Source organism: Tabrizicola sp. (genome assembly GCF_016793705.1).
In the GTDB taxonomy this organism is placed as follows: domain Bacteria; phylum Pseudomonadota; class Alphaproteobacteria; order Rhodobacterales; family Rhodobacteraceae; genus Tabrizicola.
On the sequence record NZ_JAEULO010000021.1, the window covers coordinates 172,586 to 186,935 of the forward strand.

Annotated in this window: 11 protein-coding genes; 5 read left to right on the forward strand and 6 right to left on the reverse strand. The window is 67.3% G+C overall.

Annotated features, from left to right (window positions below):
* Positions 1-2 precede the first annotated feature (2 nt).
* On the reverse strand, positions 3-899 hold the full coding sequence (locus JNJ68_RS04215; protein WP_294979362.1) for a LysR family transcriptional regulator: 897 nt from the start codon (positions 897-899) through the stop codon (positions 3-5).
* A gap of 137 nt (positions 900-1,036) precedes the next feature.
* Between JNJ68_RS04215 and JNJ68_RS04220 the strand changes: the two genes are divergently transcribed.
* The gene (locus tag JNJ68_RS04220; RefSeq protein ID WP_294979365.1) at positions 1,037-1,444 is read left to right on the forward strand and encodes a DoxX family protein; all 408 of its coding nucleotides are present in this window, start codon (positions 1,037-1,039) and stop codon (positions 1,442-1,444) included.
* Positions 1,445-1,461: 17 nt separating this feature from the next.
* On the opposite strand, the gene JNJ68_RS04225 is transcribed toward JNJ68_RS04220, so the two are convergent.
* From JNJ68_RS04225 to JNJ68_RS04245, 5 genes are all read right to left on the reverse strand, one after another.
* The gene (locus JNJ68_RS04225; RefSeq protein WP_294979368.1) at positions 1,462-3,030 is read right to left on the reverse strand and encodes a cisplatin damage response ATP-dependent DNA ligase; all 1,569 of its coding nucleotides are present in this window, start codon (positions 3,028-3,030) and stop codon (positions 1,462-1,464) included.
* Positions 3,027-4,025: a ligase-associated DNA damage response exonuclease gene (locus JNJ68_RS04230; protein WP_294979369.1), complete on the reverse strand. Its 999-nt coding sequence runs from the start codon at positions 4,023-4,025 to the stop codon at positions 3,027-3,029. Before JNJ68_RS04230 ends, JNJ68_RS04225 begins: the two co-directional genes overlap by 4 nt.
* Positions 4,026-4,100: 75 nt before the next feature.
* Complete coding sequence (locus JNJ68_RS04235; protein WP_294979371.1) at positions 4,101-6,551, reverse strand: caspase family protein; 2,451 nt, start codon at positions 6,549-6,551, stop codon at positions 4,101-4,103.
* Between the two features lie 3 nt (positions 6,552-6,554).
* Positions 6,555-6,782 (reverse strand): hypothetical protein, encoded by a 228-nt coding sequence (locus JNJ68_RS04240; RefSeq protein WP_294979374.1) that lies wholly within the window; start codon positions 6,780-6,782, stop codon positions 6,555-6,557.
* Positions 6,783-6,926: 144 nt separating this feature from the next.
* Entirely contained in the window at positions 6,927-7,616 is a 690-nt protein-coding gene (locus tag JNJ68_RS04245; protein WP_294979376.1) for an OmpA family protein, read from the reverse strand.
* Between the two features lie 96 nt (positions 7,617-7,712).
* Between JNJ68_RS04245 and JNJ68_RS04250 the strand changes: the two genes are divergently transcribed.
* The 4 genes from JNJ68_RS04250 to tssI all read left to right on the forward strand — a co-directional run bounded on the left by JNJ68_RS04250 (position 7,713) and on the right by tssI (position 14,238).
* Positions 7,713-8,468: a protein phosphatase 2C domain-containing protein gene (locus JNJ68_RS04250; protein WP_294979378.1), complete on the forward strand. Its 756-nt coding sequence runs from the start codon at positions 7,713-7,715 to the stop codon at positions 8,466-8,468.
* Between the two features lie 5 nt (positions 8,469-8,473).
* Complete coding sequence (locus JNJ68_RS04255; RefSeq protein ID WP_294979381.1) at positions 8,474-9,364, forward strand: M15 family metallopeptidase; 891 nt, start codon at positions 8,474-8,476, stop codon at positions 9,362-9,364.
* Positions 9,361-11,838 (forward strand): ImcF-related family protein, encoded by a 2,478-nt coding sequence (locus JNJ68_RS04260; RefSeq protein ID WP_294979383.1) that lies wholly within the window; start codon positions 9,361-9,363, stop codon positions 11,836-11,838. Before JNJ68_RS04255 ends, JNJ68_RS04260 begins: the two co-directional genes overlap by 4 nt.
* Before the next feature lie 96 nt (positions 11,839-11,934).
* The gene (tssI, locus tag JNJ68_RS04265; protein ID WP_294979386.1) at positions 11,935-14,238 is read left to right on the forward strand and encodes a type VI secretion system tip protein VgrG; all 2,304 of its coding nucleotides are present in this window, start codon (positions 11,935-11,937) and stop codon (positions 14,236-14,238) included.
* The last annotated feature ends 112 nt before the right edge of the window (positions 14,239-14,350 follow it).

Genomic DNA, 14,350 nt, shown 5'->3' on the forward strand with positions numbered 1-14,350 from the left:
AGCTAAAGAAGGTCGGCGGCGCGGATGTCCTCGGCGGCGAAGTCGATCAGCGCGCGCACCTTGCGGGGCAGGACGCGGCCTTCCAGATAGACCGCGCTGAGTGCGCTGGTTTCCCCGGCGTGATCCGGCAGGACCGGGACGACAAGCCCTGCGGCAAGCGCCTCGCGCAGGACGAAGCGCGGCGCATAGGCCAGGCCGCAGCCCTTGATCGCCAGTTCCACCGCGGCGCGGGCGGAATTGACCTGGAAGCGGCCCTGCACCGTCACCGAGGCTTCATCCGCGCCGCTGCCGAAGCTCCACCGCCGGGGGGTGCGGCGATTGGTGTCGATGATGCAGTCATGACCGGCCAGCGCGGCGGGGTCCTGCGGCCTACCCCGGCGGGCGAGATAGTCCGGGCTTGCGACCAGATGCGAGCTGAAGCCGCCCAGCTTGCGCGCCTTGAGCGACAGGGTGTCGCTGCGCCCCATGCGGAAGGCAAGGTCGATCCCCTCGCTTGCCAGATCGACGTGGCGGTCGCTGAGCCGCAGGTCGAAGGACAGCGCAGGATTGCGCTGGCCGAAACGTTCCAGCATCCCCGCCACCCAGATCTCGCCGAAGGAGACCGAGGCCGAGATCCGGATCACGCCCTGAAACCCGCGCGAGCCTTCGGAAACCTCGCCGATCAGGTCATCGAGATCGTCGAGGAGGGCTGGGGCGCGGGACAGGAGGTCCTCGCCCGCCGGGGTCAGGCCGACCTTGCGGGTGGTGCGTTGCAGAAGGCGAACGCCAAGCCGCGTCTCCAGCTCGGCCACATATTTCGAGGTCAGCCGGTTCGACACGCCAAGCTGCCCGGCGGCAGCGGTGAAAGAGCCGGTCTGGGCGGTGGCTACGAAGGCCCTGAGTTCGTCGATCAGGTCCATGGGGCGGAGATTCGGAATGAAACGTGGATAGTCATTCCGGAAACCTGCCATTTCATGCAGCACGGTCAAGGGTTAATTCCGTGGCATCGGTCTCATCGCCGCCCCTGGGGGGTGGTCATCAACAAAGGATGCTTTCCATGTCCACCAACTCCGACTTCGCTGCGCTTGCCCTTCGCCTGTCCAGCGGGGCGCTGTTCGTCGCCCACGGGCTGATGAAGGTCTTCGTCTTCACCATTCCGGGCACGGTTGGCTATTTCGAAAGCCTGGGCCTGCCGGGTTTCCTTGCCTACCTCACCATTGCCGCCGAAGTGGCGGGGGGTCTTGCGCTGATCCTGGGCGTGGCGACCCGCGCGGTGGCGCTGGCGCTGATCCCGGTGCTTCTGGGTGCGACCTGGGTGCATTCCGGCAATGGCTGGGTCTTCTCCAGCGAGGGCGGTGGCTGGGAATTCCCGCTGTTCTGGGCGGTCGTGCAAGGGGCCATCGCGTTGATGGGCAGCGGCGCCTATGCGCTGAAGCCTTCGGCCCCGGCGACGGCGCTGGCCTGATCCCAGGGCCGCCCGCGTCAGTCCTTGTCGAGCAGGGCTTGCAGGGTCGACAGGTGGTCGGCCTCTGCCGCCGGCTTGTCGTCGCGGATGCGGTTGATCCGGGGGAAGCGCATGGCGACCCCGGACTTGTGGCGGGTTGAGCGGTTCAGCCCCTCGAACGCCACTTCCACCACCTTGCTGCGGGCGACCGAGCGGACGGAGCCGAAGCGTTCGACGGTGTTGTTCCTGACGAAACGGTCGAGGTCCTTCAGCTCGGCGTCGGTGAAGCCGAAATAGGCCTTGCCGACGGGGACCAGTTCGTCGCCGTTCCAGACGCCGAAGGTGAAGTCGGAATAGTAGCCCGACCGCTTGCCGTGACCGCGTTGGGCATACATCAGCACCGCGTCGATCAGATGCGGGTCACGCTTCCACTTGAACCAGGGGCCTTTCACGCGGCCCGCCAGATAGGGGCTGTCGCGGCGCTTGATCATCACGCCCTCGATCACCGTCGCGGGCGGATTCAGGCGCAGGGTGGCGAGGTCCTCCCAGGTCTGAAAGGTCAGCTCGGGCGACAGGTCGATTCTTGGCCCCAGTGGCGCAACCGCCTTGACCAGCACCGCGCGGCGGGTGTCGTAGGGCTGGTCGCGCAGGTCCTCGCCGTTCCAGATCAGCACGTCATAGAGCCGCAACCCGGCGGGGTGGGAGCGGAGCATGGCCGGGGTCACGGTCTTGCGGTTCAGCCGCTGTTGCAGGTCGCCGAAGGGGGCGACCTCGGCCTCGCGGCGGATGAGGAGTTCGCCGTCGAGGGTGCCGTCGAAGGCCATCAGTTCGACGATATCAGGGAAGGCGGCGCTGATGTCCTCGCCCGTGCGGGAGTAGAGTCGCCTTGTGCCACCGTCGCTGACCGCCTGGATGCGGATGCCGTCCCATTTCCATTCGGCGGCATAAGCGGCGGGGTCGAGGGTCGAGAGTTGGTCCAGGTCGGTGGGGGTGGAGAGCATCACCGGGCGGAAGGGCGCGCGGGCGGCGGCTTCGGGGCGCGGGGCGGTGCCTGCGGCCCAGGCGAAGAGGTCGAGATAGGGCGGCTGGAGGGCGTGCCAGATCTCCTCCACCTCGGTCAGGGGCAGGCTGGCCCAGGCGGCGAAGGCGGAGCGGGCGAGCCGGGCCGAGACGCCGACCCGCAAGGCGCCGGTCGCAAGCTTGAGATAGGCGTAGCGTTCCGAGGGGCCGAGGCTGTCCAGTCTTGCGGTGATCAGTGCCGGAAGCCGGGTCTTGGGCGTCGTGGCAAGCTCGTCGACGACTTCGGACAAGGGCGGGTCGGACCGGGTGCCCTCGGGCCAGATCAGGGAAATGGTTTCGGCCAGATCACCAACGAAATCATAGCTATAGGAAAAAAGCTGAGCATCTGCTCGCATTTCTGTCAGTCCGCGCAGCAGGCTGGGCGTGACCTGCCGCAGCTTGAGATCGCCAGTCAGGGCGGCCAGCATGAACCCGCGCTCGGGGTCGGGAAGGTCGGTGAAGGCAGCAGTCAGCAGGCGCTCCTTGCCCAGCCGCTGCGGAGTGAAGGCGAGCCGTTCCAGGAGCGTGGCGAAGGCGGCAAGGCTCATTCGGCTTCGTCCTCGTAACCGACAAGGTGCAGCGGACGGGCGGCGCGCTGGGTCAGCTCGCACCAGCGCATCAGGGCGTCCTCGCGGCCATGGGTGATCCAGACCTCGGCGGGGTCCAGCTCGGCTATGGTGGCGGTGAGATGGGGCCAGTCGACATGGTCGGAGAGGATCAGCGGCAGTTCCACCCCCCGCTGCCGGGCGCGGGCGCGGACCTGCATCCAGCCGGAGGCGAAGGCGATCACCGGATCGGGGAAACGCTGCGCCCAGGTGGCGGCGAAGGCGGAAGGGGGCGCGATGACGATCGCCCCAGCGAAATCCGACTTCTTGCCTTCGGTCGCGGGGCGCAGGTGACCGAGGTCGATGCCCTGCGCGACGTGGTAATCGCACAGCCGTTGCAGCGCACCGTGGATGTGGATCGGCGCATCCCAGCCGGCGCGGCGAAGCTCGGCGATGACCCGCTGCGCCTTGCCGAGGGCATAGGCGCCGATCAGGTGACTGCGCTCCGGGAAGGCGGCGACGCTGGCGAGGAGGCGGGCGATTTCCACCTCGGGCGGAGGGTGTCGGAAGACGGGCAGCGCGAAGGTCGCCTCGGTCACGAAGATGTCGCAGGGGACGGGTTCGAAGGGCAGGCAGGTGGGGGTCGGGACGCGGGCATAGTCGCCCGAAACCACGATGCGCTGGGTCGGGCTTTCGACGGCGATCTGCGCTGAGCCGAGGACATGGCCGGCGGGGTGGAAAGAGACGGTGACGTCGCCGATGCGCGTGGGACTCTCGGCGGGCTGGCGGCTCTGGGCGAAGTCCTCGCCATAGCGGATGGCCATGATGTCGAGCGTCTGGCGTGTGGCCATGACGGCACCGTGGCCGGGGCGGGCGTGGTCGGAATGGCCGTGGGTGATCAGCGCACGGGGAACGGGGCGCGTCGGGTCGATGAAGAAATCACCGGCGGGGCAGTACAGCCCCTCGGGTCGCGGATGCAGCAGGGGTGGCTTCGCCATGTCCTTCGCCTTGTCGTCGGGCCGCGAGAACAGAAGGTAGGCGGCGGGCGGGCGAAGTCCAAGGCCGGAAGGGCGTCAGTAAAGGTCGACGCGGAAGGGGGTGGTCGACCAGTGGATGCGGGCGATGGCGATCAGGCGCTCGACGGGATCGGTTTCGACGGAAGGGGCGCCGTACTGGCTGGCGATGGCCTGGTAGGCAGTCTTGCTGCCCTCGCCGAACGCACCGTCGGGGGTGACGTCGGCGCCGAGGGACTGAAGGAGGCGTTGCGCGGCCTCGTCGACGGCTTCGACCGGCAGCGCATCCAGCACCTTGCGGGCGCGCTCCACCGATTTCTTGTCGCGCAGCGCGGCGGCACGACCGGCGCGATACGCGGCATCGGCAGGCGACAGCCCGCCCGCGCCTTCGGTCAGGATCAGGTAGGCGGCATAGGCCCCGGCATTGGCGTCACCGCGTTCGAGCCCCTTGTCGAACCATTCGACCGCCTGCCCGAGGTCGGCCTTCTTGCCAAGCGCACCCGAGGCGATCAGCGTACCGATGTTGCCCGGCGCGTTCGGGTGCCCGCCGTCCGCGGCCTTGGTGAACCAGTCGAGCGCGAGCTTCGCATCCTTCTTCTGCCCGCCGAGGCCGTTCATGTAGACGAGGCCGAGGTTGTTGTAGCCGTAGATGTCGCCCCGGTCGGCGCTTTCGTTCAGGTAGCGCAGGCCGCGGGTCGGGTCGTAATACTCGCTCTTCTCGTCCAGGTAGAAATAGCCAAGTTCGTTCATCGCATAGGTATGGCCGACTTCCAGCGCGCGCATCAGCAGGTCATAGCCGCGCAGCCGGTCCTGTCCGGTCTTGCCGTAGCGCACCATCTGACGGCCGAGCGCGTAGAAGGCATAGGGATCGCCCAGTTCCACCCCCTCGCGGTAGTAGGCAAGGGCTTCCTCCGGGGCCTCCACGGCCGCCGAACCGCCGGTTTCGCGGCCCTCGTTCAGGATGGCGTTGCCGATGGCATAGGAGGCGCGGGAATGGCCGAGCTTGCGGGCGGTGTCCCATTCGGCGCGGGCCTCGTCATGGCGGCGGAGTGCGGCAAAGGCGCGGCCAAGCTGGTAGTGGAAGCGGGCATTCTGCGGCTCGCGCGCGACGGCGGCCTGGCAGGCGAGGAGTGCGGCTTCGGGTTCGATCTCGTTGGCGAACCGGGCAAGGCCCACGCCTTCGGGGTCGAGATGGTCGGCGGCCTGAAGATCGCAGGGGTCGGGGGTGAGGTCGACCTGCACGAGCTTCGGCGCGCCGTTCAGGTCGAGCTTGAACTGCACCTTGAGCACGGGGTCCTGGCCGAAAGCGACGGTCGGGCCGCTGACATAGGCGAAGGCGAGCCGCTGAAGCTCTTCTGCGGAGAGCGGGAAAATCGGGGCGGATTGCAGGCCCTGGTCGTCGAGCAGTACCAGCCGGCCCCCGCGCGGGGGTTCGGCAAGGCCGACGGTGTCGGTCGGGGCAAGGGCCAGTTCCTGCGCCAGCGTCGCGCCGATCGGAACGGCGGGGGCAAGGGGGGCGGCGATGCCGATGTCGGGGGTTGGCAGCGTGGCATCGACGGGCAGAAGCTCGGCCGAACTGGCGGCGAAAAGCGTCAGGCCGCGCGCGACGGAGGTGCCGTTGTCCTCGGTTGGGCCCGTGGTGTCCGGAGCGGTGCTGACCGAGGCGATGGTCGCCTCTTCCACCATGGTGGAGCTGTCCCAGGGGACCTGCACGCCTTCGGTTTCGACAAAGACCTTGCGGCGGACATCCTTGAAGACATCGGTCAGGGGAACCGACCCCCGCGCGGCGGCTTGCAGGAAGGCGCTGGCGAAGGGGCTGTTTTCCCCTGCGCCGTCCAGCGCCACTTCTCCGGGCGAGGTGGAGAAGACGACATAGGAATTCACCGGCGCGGCAAGCGAGGCGAAGCCGGTCTCGATCTCGCGCAGGTCGGGACCGAGCGAATCCTGCACCTTCAGCCCGGCGAAGGGGTTGTTGCGGCAACTGTCGAGGATGACGATCTGCAACCGCGCCCGAGCGCCCAGGATGGACACCAGGCTGCCCAGCGAGACGGCCTCGAACGGCAGGTCGTCGACCTGGTCGAGCTGGGCATCGGTGGGGATCAGGTAGTTCTCGGAGCCGATCTGCACACCGTGGCCCGCGTAGTAGAACAGCACTTCGGTCTCGCGGTCGACGTCGAAGAGGACGCGTTGCATCAGCCCTTCGAAATCGCGCTTGGAGGCATCCTTCAGCAGGGTAACGTCATAGCCCTGAACGGCAAGGAGGTCGGCCACGTCCAGCGCGTCGTTCCAGGCGTTCGGCAACTGCGGTGCGTGCGCGTAGCTCTGGTTGCCGATGACGATGGCGTATTTCTGGCGCGCGCCCTCAGCAGGGGCAAGCTTGCGGGCGCTCGCCGGGACATGGCCTTCGGGAAAGGCGCCGAGAGTGGCATCCTGCGCATTCGCGCCAACGGCGATCCCGGACAGGAGCAGGACCGCTGCACCGCATTTCGCCAGGATGCGCTGGCCAGGCATGGCTCAGTTCCAGCCGCCGCCGCCACCACCCTCGCCACCGAAGTCGATGACGACGGGCGCGGGTTTCTTGACCACGGGCACCGTGGCGGGCGCGGCAACGACGGGTTTCTTCTTGACCGGCGCGACGACGACCGGAACCTCGTCCTGCGGAGGAGGCACAGGCTCGTCACAGGCGCTGACGAGGCCGAAGACGGCGACGAGGAGGAGAGACCGATACCAGGTTTCAGTCATGAACGGACCCTTTTGTTGAAGCGAAGGCCAACCGCACGAGATGAAGAAAGAACACGAAGAAATTCGAAGAAAGGATGCCACAGTCTGCCCGTTCAGGCAACGGCGGCGTCCGGGTCCGGGGCGCATGGAACCCCGGACTTGCGGTCAGCTCAGCGCCTGGAATTCGACGCGGCGGTTCTGGTCGGAATCGGGGTCGGCGTTTTCCAGGAGGAAGCGTTCGCCCAGGCCCACCGCCTCCAGCCGACCGGCCTCGATGCCGCAATCGTTGACGAAGAAACGCTGCACTTCCTCGGCCCGGAGGCGTGAGAGGCGTTCGTTGTAGTCGTCCGAACCCGAGGCGTCGGTATGGCCGATGATGCGGAAAAGCTGGATGTCCGAGGCCTTCATCACGTTGCAGAGCTTCGCCAGCTTGGGCTTCTGCGCCTCGTCCAGGGCCGCACTGTCGAAGGCGAACTCGATGCGGATGTTGACACCAAGGTCGGCGGGCATCTTCACCAGCGTCGCCGTTTCGGCCTCTTTCACCACGGTTTCGGTGGTCGTTTCGGTCGTGGTCGAGGCGACCTCGGTCGTGCCGGTGGCTTCCGTCGTGGTGTCGGTCGCGACATCGGTGGTGGCGGGATCGGTCTTCTCGACCTCGGTGGCGATCTCGACGTCATCGGCGGTGACAAGGGTCAGGCCGCGGGTAAGCGAGGTCTTGCCCTCGACGGCGGCCTTGTAGGCGTCCCTCTGGGCCAGGAAAAGTTCGAGAAGTTCGTCTTCCGAGAGATCCTGGGACCAGGCACCGGATGGCGCCAGCACGGCGCAGATCGCAAGGCTGGTCAGCAAGTTGCGCATATTCGAACCACCTTCCAAAAAACGGATTTATGACTGGTGGAAGTCTAGGCTATGATGCCCCTGCATTCAATTCACACCTTTGGGCGGGCTCTGGCCATGAACACGCCGATCACTGTGATTCCCGGGGCCGGGTCCGCCCTGCCTGTGGCCGTCGGGGCCGGGCTGACCAACCGTGGCATGGTGCGGGACAGGAACGAGGATTCCATCCTGACCGACCCGTCGGGCATGCTTTGGGCCGTGGCGGACGGGATGGGCGGCTACGGCAACGGCGATGTCGCGTCGGATATCGTGATCGACTGCCTGGCGCAGATCCCCGACGGGGCCGATCCCGGACCGGCGCTGGTGGCGCGGCTGAAGGAGGCGAACCAGCTGGTGCTGGACCGCCAGCGCGCGCCGGGGATGGGGCGCATGGGGTCGACCGTGGTTGCGGTGCTGATCGCCCGGGCGGTGGCGCACGTGGCCTGGGCCGGGGACAGCCGGGCCTATTTGCTGCGCGGCGGGCATCTGCGGCCGCTGACGCGGGATCATTCGGTGGTGCAGGAAATGGTCGACCGGGGCGAGCTGTCGCCCGAGGAGGCCGAGAGCCACCCGGAATCGCATATGGTGACGCGGGCGGTCGGCGGCGGCGAGGAGCTGGAGGTCGACCTGGTCAGCGTGCCCTTGGCGGTGGGCGACCGGCTGCTTCTGTGCAGCGACGGGCTGACGCGCTGCGTCTACGAGCAGACGGTCGAGGCCTTGCTGCGCGATGCGGCGGGGCCGGAGGACGCCTGCCAGAAGCTTCTGCGCGAGGCGCTGGACAGCGGAGCCCCAGACAATGTTTCGGCCATCACCGTGCTGATCCGGGAAGGCTGAGGGCGATGCAGCAGAACACTCTGATCGCCCCGATCATCGTCGCCATCGGCGTGATCATCGCCGCCGTGGCCTTCGCGGTGGTGACGACGCTTCTGGAATCGGCCGACAGCGGGGCGGACCTGCGGCTGACCCGGCTGGAAGCTGCCTTCGACGCCGAAGCGGCGCAACGCGCGCGGCTGGAGGCGGAGATCGGCACGCTGAAGGCCGATCTCGCCCGGTTGCGGGACGACCTGAGCCTTCTGGCGAACCGGGCGCCAGTGGCGTCGACCACCGAGACCGCCATCCCAACGACCGATGCCGAGGGGCTGAGCGCGGGCGAGGACGAACAGCACCAGCCCGAGACCGAGGCGCTGACCGAGCAGATGAAGGCGGCGCGCGAGCGCTTCAACAAGGGCATCACCCAGCCGCGCAACAAGACGATGCTGGCGCTTCTGGGCCGCCCGCGCGAGGATCTGGGCACCGATTGCCGGGGGATCACCAACCCGCGGCTGAAGGGCCTGGTCGAGACCCGGCAGATCGGGCCGATCAAGGCCACGATGCTGAAACCGGCGCTGGACAGCCTGGAACGCATCGTCGCCAAGTTGCAGGAGGACGAACCGGACATCGCCGCCAAGCTCGGCACGGCCGGGGCCCTGTGCGTGCGCCTGATCCGGGGCTCGAACAGCTCGGTCTCGAACCATTCCTTTGGTACCGCCATCGACATCACCTTGCAGGGCGAGCTTGACCCCTTTGCCGACGGGACGATGCAGATCGGTCTGGTGATCCTGGCCGAGCATTTCAACGCGGAAGGCTGGTACTGGGGCGGCGGCTACAACCGCGAGGACGGGATGCATTTCGAGGTGGGTGAGGAGACCCTGCAGAAATGGGTCGATGAAGGGCTGATCCCATCGCAATGAGCGCAGCGCCAAACAGTCCGCGCACGGTTCTGCCGCCGAAGCGCGGGGGGCGAGCCTTCGACCCGGAGATCTATGAGCGCGCTGCGGGACCGGTCCTGCGCATGGTGGACCAGCTGGCGACGATCCGGGGGGTAGAGGCGCAGGTGCTGGTGCAGCGCGCCTCCGAAGCGCTGGATCGTTTCGACGCCGAGCTGGAGCGGGCAGGCGTGCCGTCCTCGACCGTGCAGCCCGCGCGCTATGCGCTGGGGCTGATGCTGGACCAGACCGCGCGCAGGAACCGGGCGGTGGATGTCTCGCTCTGGGGCGCGGGGGCGCACCGGCTGATCTTCGACGGACGCGACATCTCGGCGGCCAGCCTGCGCGACTTCATCCGCAAGGCGGGCGAGGCGGGGCCCGAGTTCGAAGGCGTGAAGGTCTTCATGGAGCGGCGGCTGGCGGTGCTGGAGGGCAGCCGGAGAGCGTTCGACCGCAACCTCGGCGCGGGCTGGACCGGGATCACGCTGGTGCTGATCCTGGCGTTCCTGGCTCTGGTCGCGGGCTGGGCGGGCTTCGTCGAATGGCGCTTCCACCGCGACCTGACGCAGCTTTTCGAGGCCGAGGCGCTGGACATCGGACTGGACCGCGATGGCGCGATCCCCGACCTGCCGCAACGGCTGACCCGGCTGGGCGAGGCCGCAAGGGGCGTGGCGCAGGCGGCGGAGAAGGCGCCGATCCGGCTTTTCGCGGCGCCGCTGGGATTCGATGCGGCGATGCGGGCCGATGCAGTCTATGATGCGGCGGTGCAGAAGCATCTGCCGGGGGCCTTGGCCCGGGCGGTAGACATGGCGCTGGGGTCCGAGGGCGAGAGCCTGCCGCTTTATGATACGCTGCGAGCCTGGTCCATCCTGTCCGGTCAGACGGATTGGACGCCGGACTATCTGGCGGGCTGGCTGGCGGACCGGGTCGGGACGCTGCCCGACCTGCAACCACTGGTCCCGCATATCGCGCGGTTGCGCCTGCCGTCCTCTCCGCTGCCGCTGCCGGACCCCGAGCTTCTGGCACAGGCACGCGGCTATGCCGTGACGGCGCCCGAACCGGCGCGGGCCTATCTGGAACTGCAACGGTCGGCGGGTGCGGCGACCCTGGTGCCCTGGCTGCCGGAAACCGCCGTGCCGGGATTGTCGGTGGTGATGCAGCGCCGGTCGGGCCTGACGATGGCGGCGCCGATTCCCGGTCTCTTCACCCAGGGCGGCTGGGACTATGCCCGCAGGGTCGGGGCGGGCCTTGCGGTGCAGGCCGCGCGGGCCGAGGCCGCCCGACTGTTCGACACCCCGCCCGCCAGCGCGAACGATGCGCCGGATCAAGTGATGGACCTCCTCCAGCGCGAGACCTTGCTGCGCTGGAAAAGCTTCCTGGCCGATGTCCAGGTGCGGCCCTTCTCCGACCCGGAGCAGGCGGTGCTGGTCTCGGGCCGCCTGTCGGCGCCAGATTCGCCTCTGGCGAAGCTTCTGCCGGAAGTGTGGGCGCAGGTCGGGGGCCTTGACCGCAACCGACCGCATGCGTTGCAACTGCGCATCGCCTCGGATTTCGCGGCGCTGATCCAGTATTCCGAAGACGGCCGGATGGGCGAGATCGCGGGCCTCTTCGCCAGCCTGAACGTGGCGCTGGGGGCGATGGACCGGGACGAGCCGCGCGGGTTGCAGCGGCTGATGTCGGCCAAGGCGCGGGGGGCGACGCTGGCCGCCCTGCGGACGGCCCCGCCGATGGTGGTGCAGATCGTCGAGGACGTGCTGGTCCAGACCAGCGCGGCGCAGGCGGACCCCTTGTCGAACCCGCTGACCAAGGCCTGGCAGACCGAGGTCCTGTCCTTGTGCAAGCAAGTGACCGAAGGGCGTTATCCCTTCGCCGAAGGGGCCGATGTCCCGCTGGGCGAGGTCACGCGGCTGCTGGGGGCGGGGGGGGCCATCGACAAGTTCTACCGCGCCCGGGCCGAGCCCTACATCGATACCTCCAGCACGCCCTGGCGCTGGAAGCCGGATGCGCGGTTTGCGGGTCTCGACCCGAAAAGCGCCGAGTTCCTGCAACGCACCCAGGCCATCGCGGCGGGGTTTTCCGGGCAGGGCACCGAGCTGACGCTCGCCGCATTGGCGGAACGCGGCAAGACCTTCGTGGCGATCGGTGGCAACGGCGGGCCGGTCGAGACGGTGCTCGCGCCGCTGACGCTGGCCTGGCCCGGCGCCACCCCCGGTGCCGGTGCCGAGGTCCGCTTCACCAGCGCCGGGGGCAGCGCAACGATCAGCCAGCCCGGCGAATGGGGCCTGTTCCGCATCCTCGACGGTATCCGCCTGCGCGAGCGCGACGGCGGCAAGCGCTATCTGATCGACCTCAAGTCCGGCACGGCACGGCTCTTCATGGAGGTGACCTTGCCTTCCGAAGCCAATCCCCTGTCGCGCCGGAAGCTTCTGAAAGGTCTGGCATGCCCCACCGCGCTCTGACCACGAATTCGGCCCCAAGCGGGTGTTTTTCGGGTAGACTGGTACGGCATTAGCCAGAAGTCTGATTTGACCGCCTTTTCTGACAGGAGTGATCCCATGGCTGACGACCGCAAAATCACAGTCAGCACGGCATTGGGCGACAAGCTGCTCTTTGCGCAGATGGAAGGGTTCGACGAGATCAGCCAGTGCTTCCGCTACGAGGCGGGGCTGGTCAGCAAGGACATCGACATCAAGCCGGAAGATATCCTGGGGACGCCGGTGACGATCGCCGTCCGCACCGACAGCGCCAAGCGGTTCTTCCACGGCATCGTCGCCGAATTCGCCTTCCACGAATATCGCGAGGACTATGCCCATTACCGCGTGGTGCTGCGGCCCTGGCTGTGGTTCCTGGGCAACCGCAGCGACAACCGGATCTTCCAGAAGAAGAGCGTGATCGAGATCGTCGAGGAGGTGTTCAAGCCCCATGCCCATGTGAAGGTGGAGAAGCGGCTGAAGGCCTCGTATCCGCCTCGGGAATACTGCGTGCAGTACCGGGAAAGCGACCTCGATTTCGTGCAGCGGCTGATGGAGCACGAGGGGATCTTCTACCACTTCGACCATGCCGATGGGGAACATACCCTTGTCCTGTCCGATGCCAACGCTTCCGTGAAGGACGCCGAGGGGTTCGGGACGGTCAAGTTCCGCGGCGAGATCGGGGGCGTCAGCGGGCAGGACGACGTGATCACCGACTTCCTGCCGCGCGCCTCGGTCCGGTCGGGGGCCTATGTCCACACCGACTATGACTTCAAGAAGCCTGCGACCGACCTGATGACCAAGTCCGACGCGCCGAAATCGCACGAGGCGGCGAAGGGCGAGCTTTACCACTATCCCGGCGACTATGTCGAGGTCGGCGCGGGCGAGCCGCTGGCCGCGATCCGGCTGGAAGAGGCGCAGGCACCGCATGTGCGGGTGGATGCGGCGGGGACTGTCCGGGGCCTGTGGTCCGGGGTCAGCTTCAAGCTGGAGGAGTTCGACCGCGAGGCCGACAACGTGAAATACCTGGTGCTGCGGTCGGACTACGAGATGTGGGACGACCAGTACCGCGCCGGGATGCAGCGGCCTGGTGAAGGCTTCGGGGTGCGGCTGAAGCTGCAACCGCTGTCGCTGACCTTCCGCCCGGAACGCCGCACGCCAAGGCCACTGATGTCGGGACCGCAGACGGCAGTGGTGGTGGGTCCTTCCGGCGAGGAGATCTTCACCGACGAATATTCGCGGGTGAAGGTGCAGTTCCACTGGGACCGGCTGGGCGGCAAGGACGAGAATTCCAGCTGCTTCGTGCGGGTCAGCTCGGTCTGGGCGGGGTCGGGCTGGGGGTTCATCCAGATCCCGCGCATCGGGCAGGAGGTGATCGTCGATTTCCTGGAAGGCAACCCGGACGCGCCGATCATCACCGGCCGGGTCTACAACGCCGCGCAGATGCCGCCCTACGGCCTGCCGGCGAATGCCACGCAATCGGGCTGGAAATCCAATTCCTCACCTGGCGGCGGCGGCTGGAACGAGATGCGTTTCGAGGACAAGAAGGGGTCGGAAGAGGTCTACTTCCAGGCGGAGAAGGACCACAACGAACTGGTGAAGAACAACGAGACCCGCACCATCGGCAACGACTTCGCCGAGGACGTGGGCCATGACGCCAGGCAGGACATCGGCCATGACCGGACCGAGACGGTGGGCAACGACAAGTCGGTGACGGTGGGCCATGACCAGACCACCAGCATCGGCAACAACGATACCGAGAGCGTAGGGGTTGATCGGTCCCTGACGGTGGGATCGAACGAGACGATCTCCATCGGGTCCAATTCCACCGAAACCATAGGAATGAACCACACCCAGACCGTCGCCATCGCCCAGGCGATCACAGTCGGCGCGGCGCGGGTGGATACGGTTGGCGCGACCGAGACGCGGACGGTGGGCGCGGCGCAGACCATGACCATCGGCGCCAGCCGTGACGTGACCGTGGGGGCCTCGGAAACGCATTCGGTCGGCTCGGACGACAGCTGGACCATCGGCGGCAAGCGGACGGTCTCGGTCGGCGGCGACGAGTCGATGACGGTCGGTGGCAACCAGACCGAAAACGTCTCGGGTGACGTGGCGCTGAAGGTCGCGAAGGGGCGGAAGACCGATATCACCGATGCGGAATTGGTTAATGTCGGCAAGGACATGGGGGTCAAGGTCGGCAAGAAGTTCATCCTCGACGTCACCGACGAGATCACCCTGAAATGCGGCGATGCCCAGGTGACGATGAAGAAGGATGGCACCGTCACGATCAAGGGCAAGGACATCAGCTTCACGGCCTCGGGCAAGATCAATGCCAAGGCGGATGGAAACGTGAACATCAAGGGTTCGAAGATCAACCAGAACTGAGGATTCGGGCAGTTTTCAGAAGGAGCGCGTTCCGCGCGAAGACTCCTTGTCTCGCGGTTTCTCGTGAAGGACGAGAAACCGCTCGGAGAGCCTCCGGCGGGGATATTTCTGC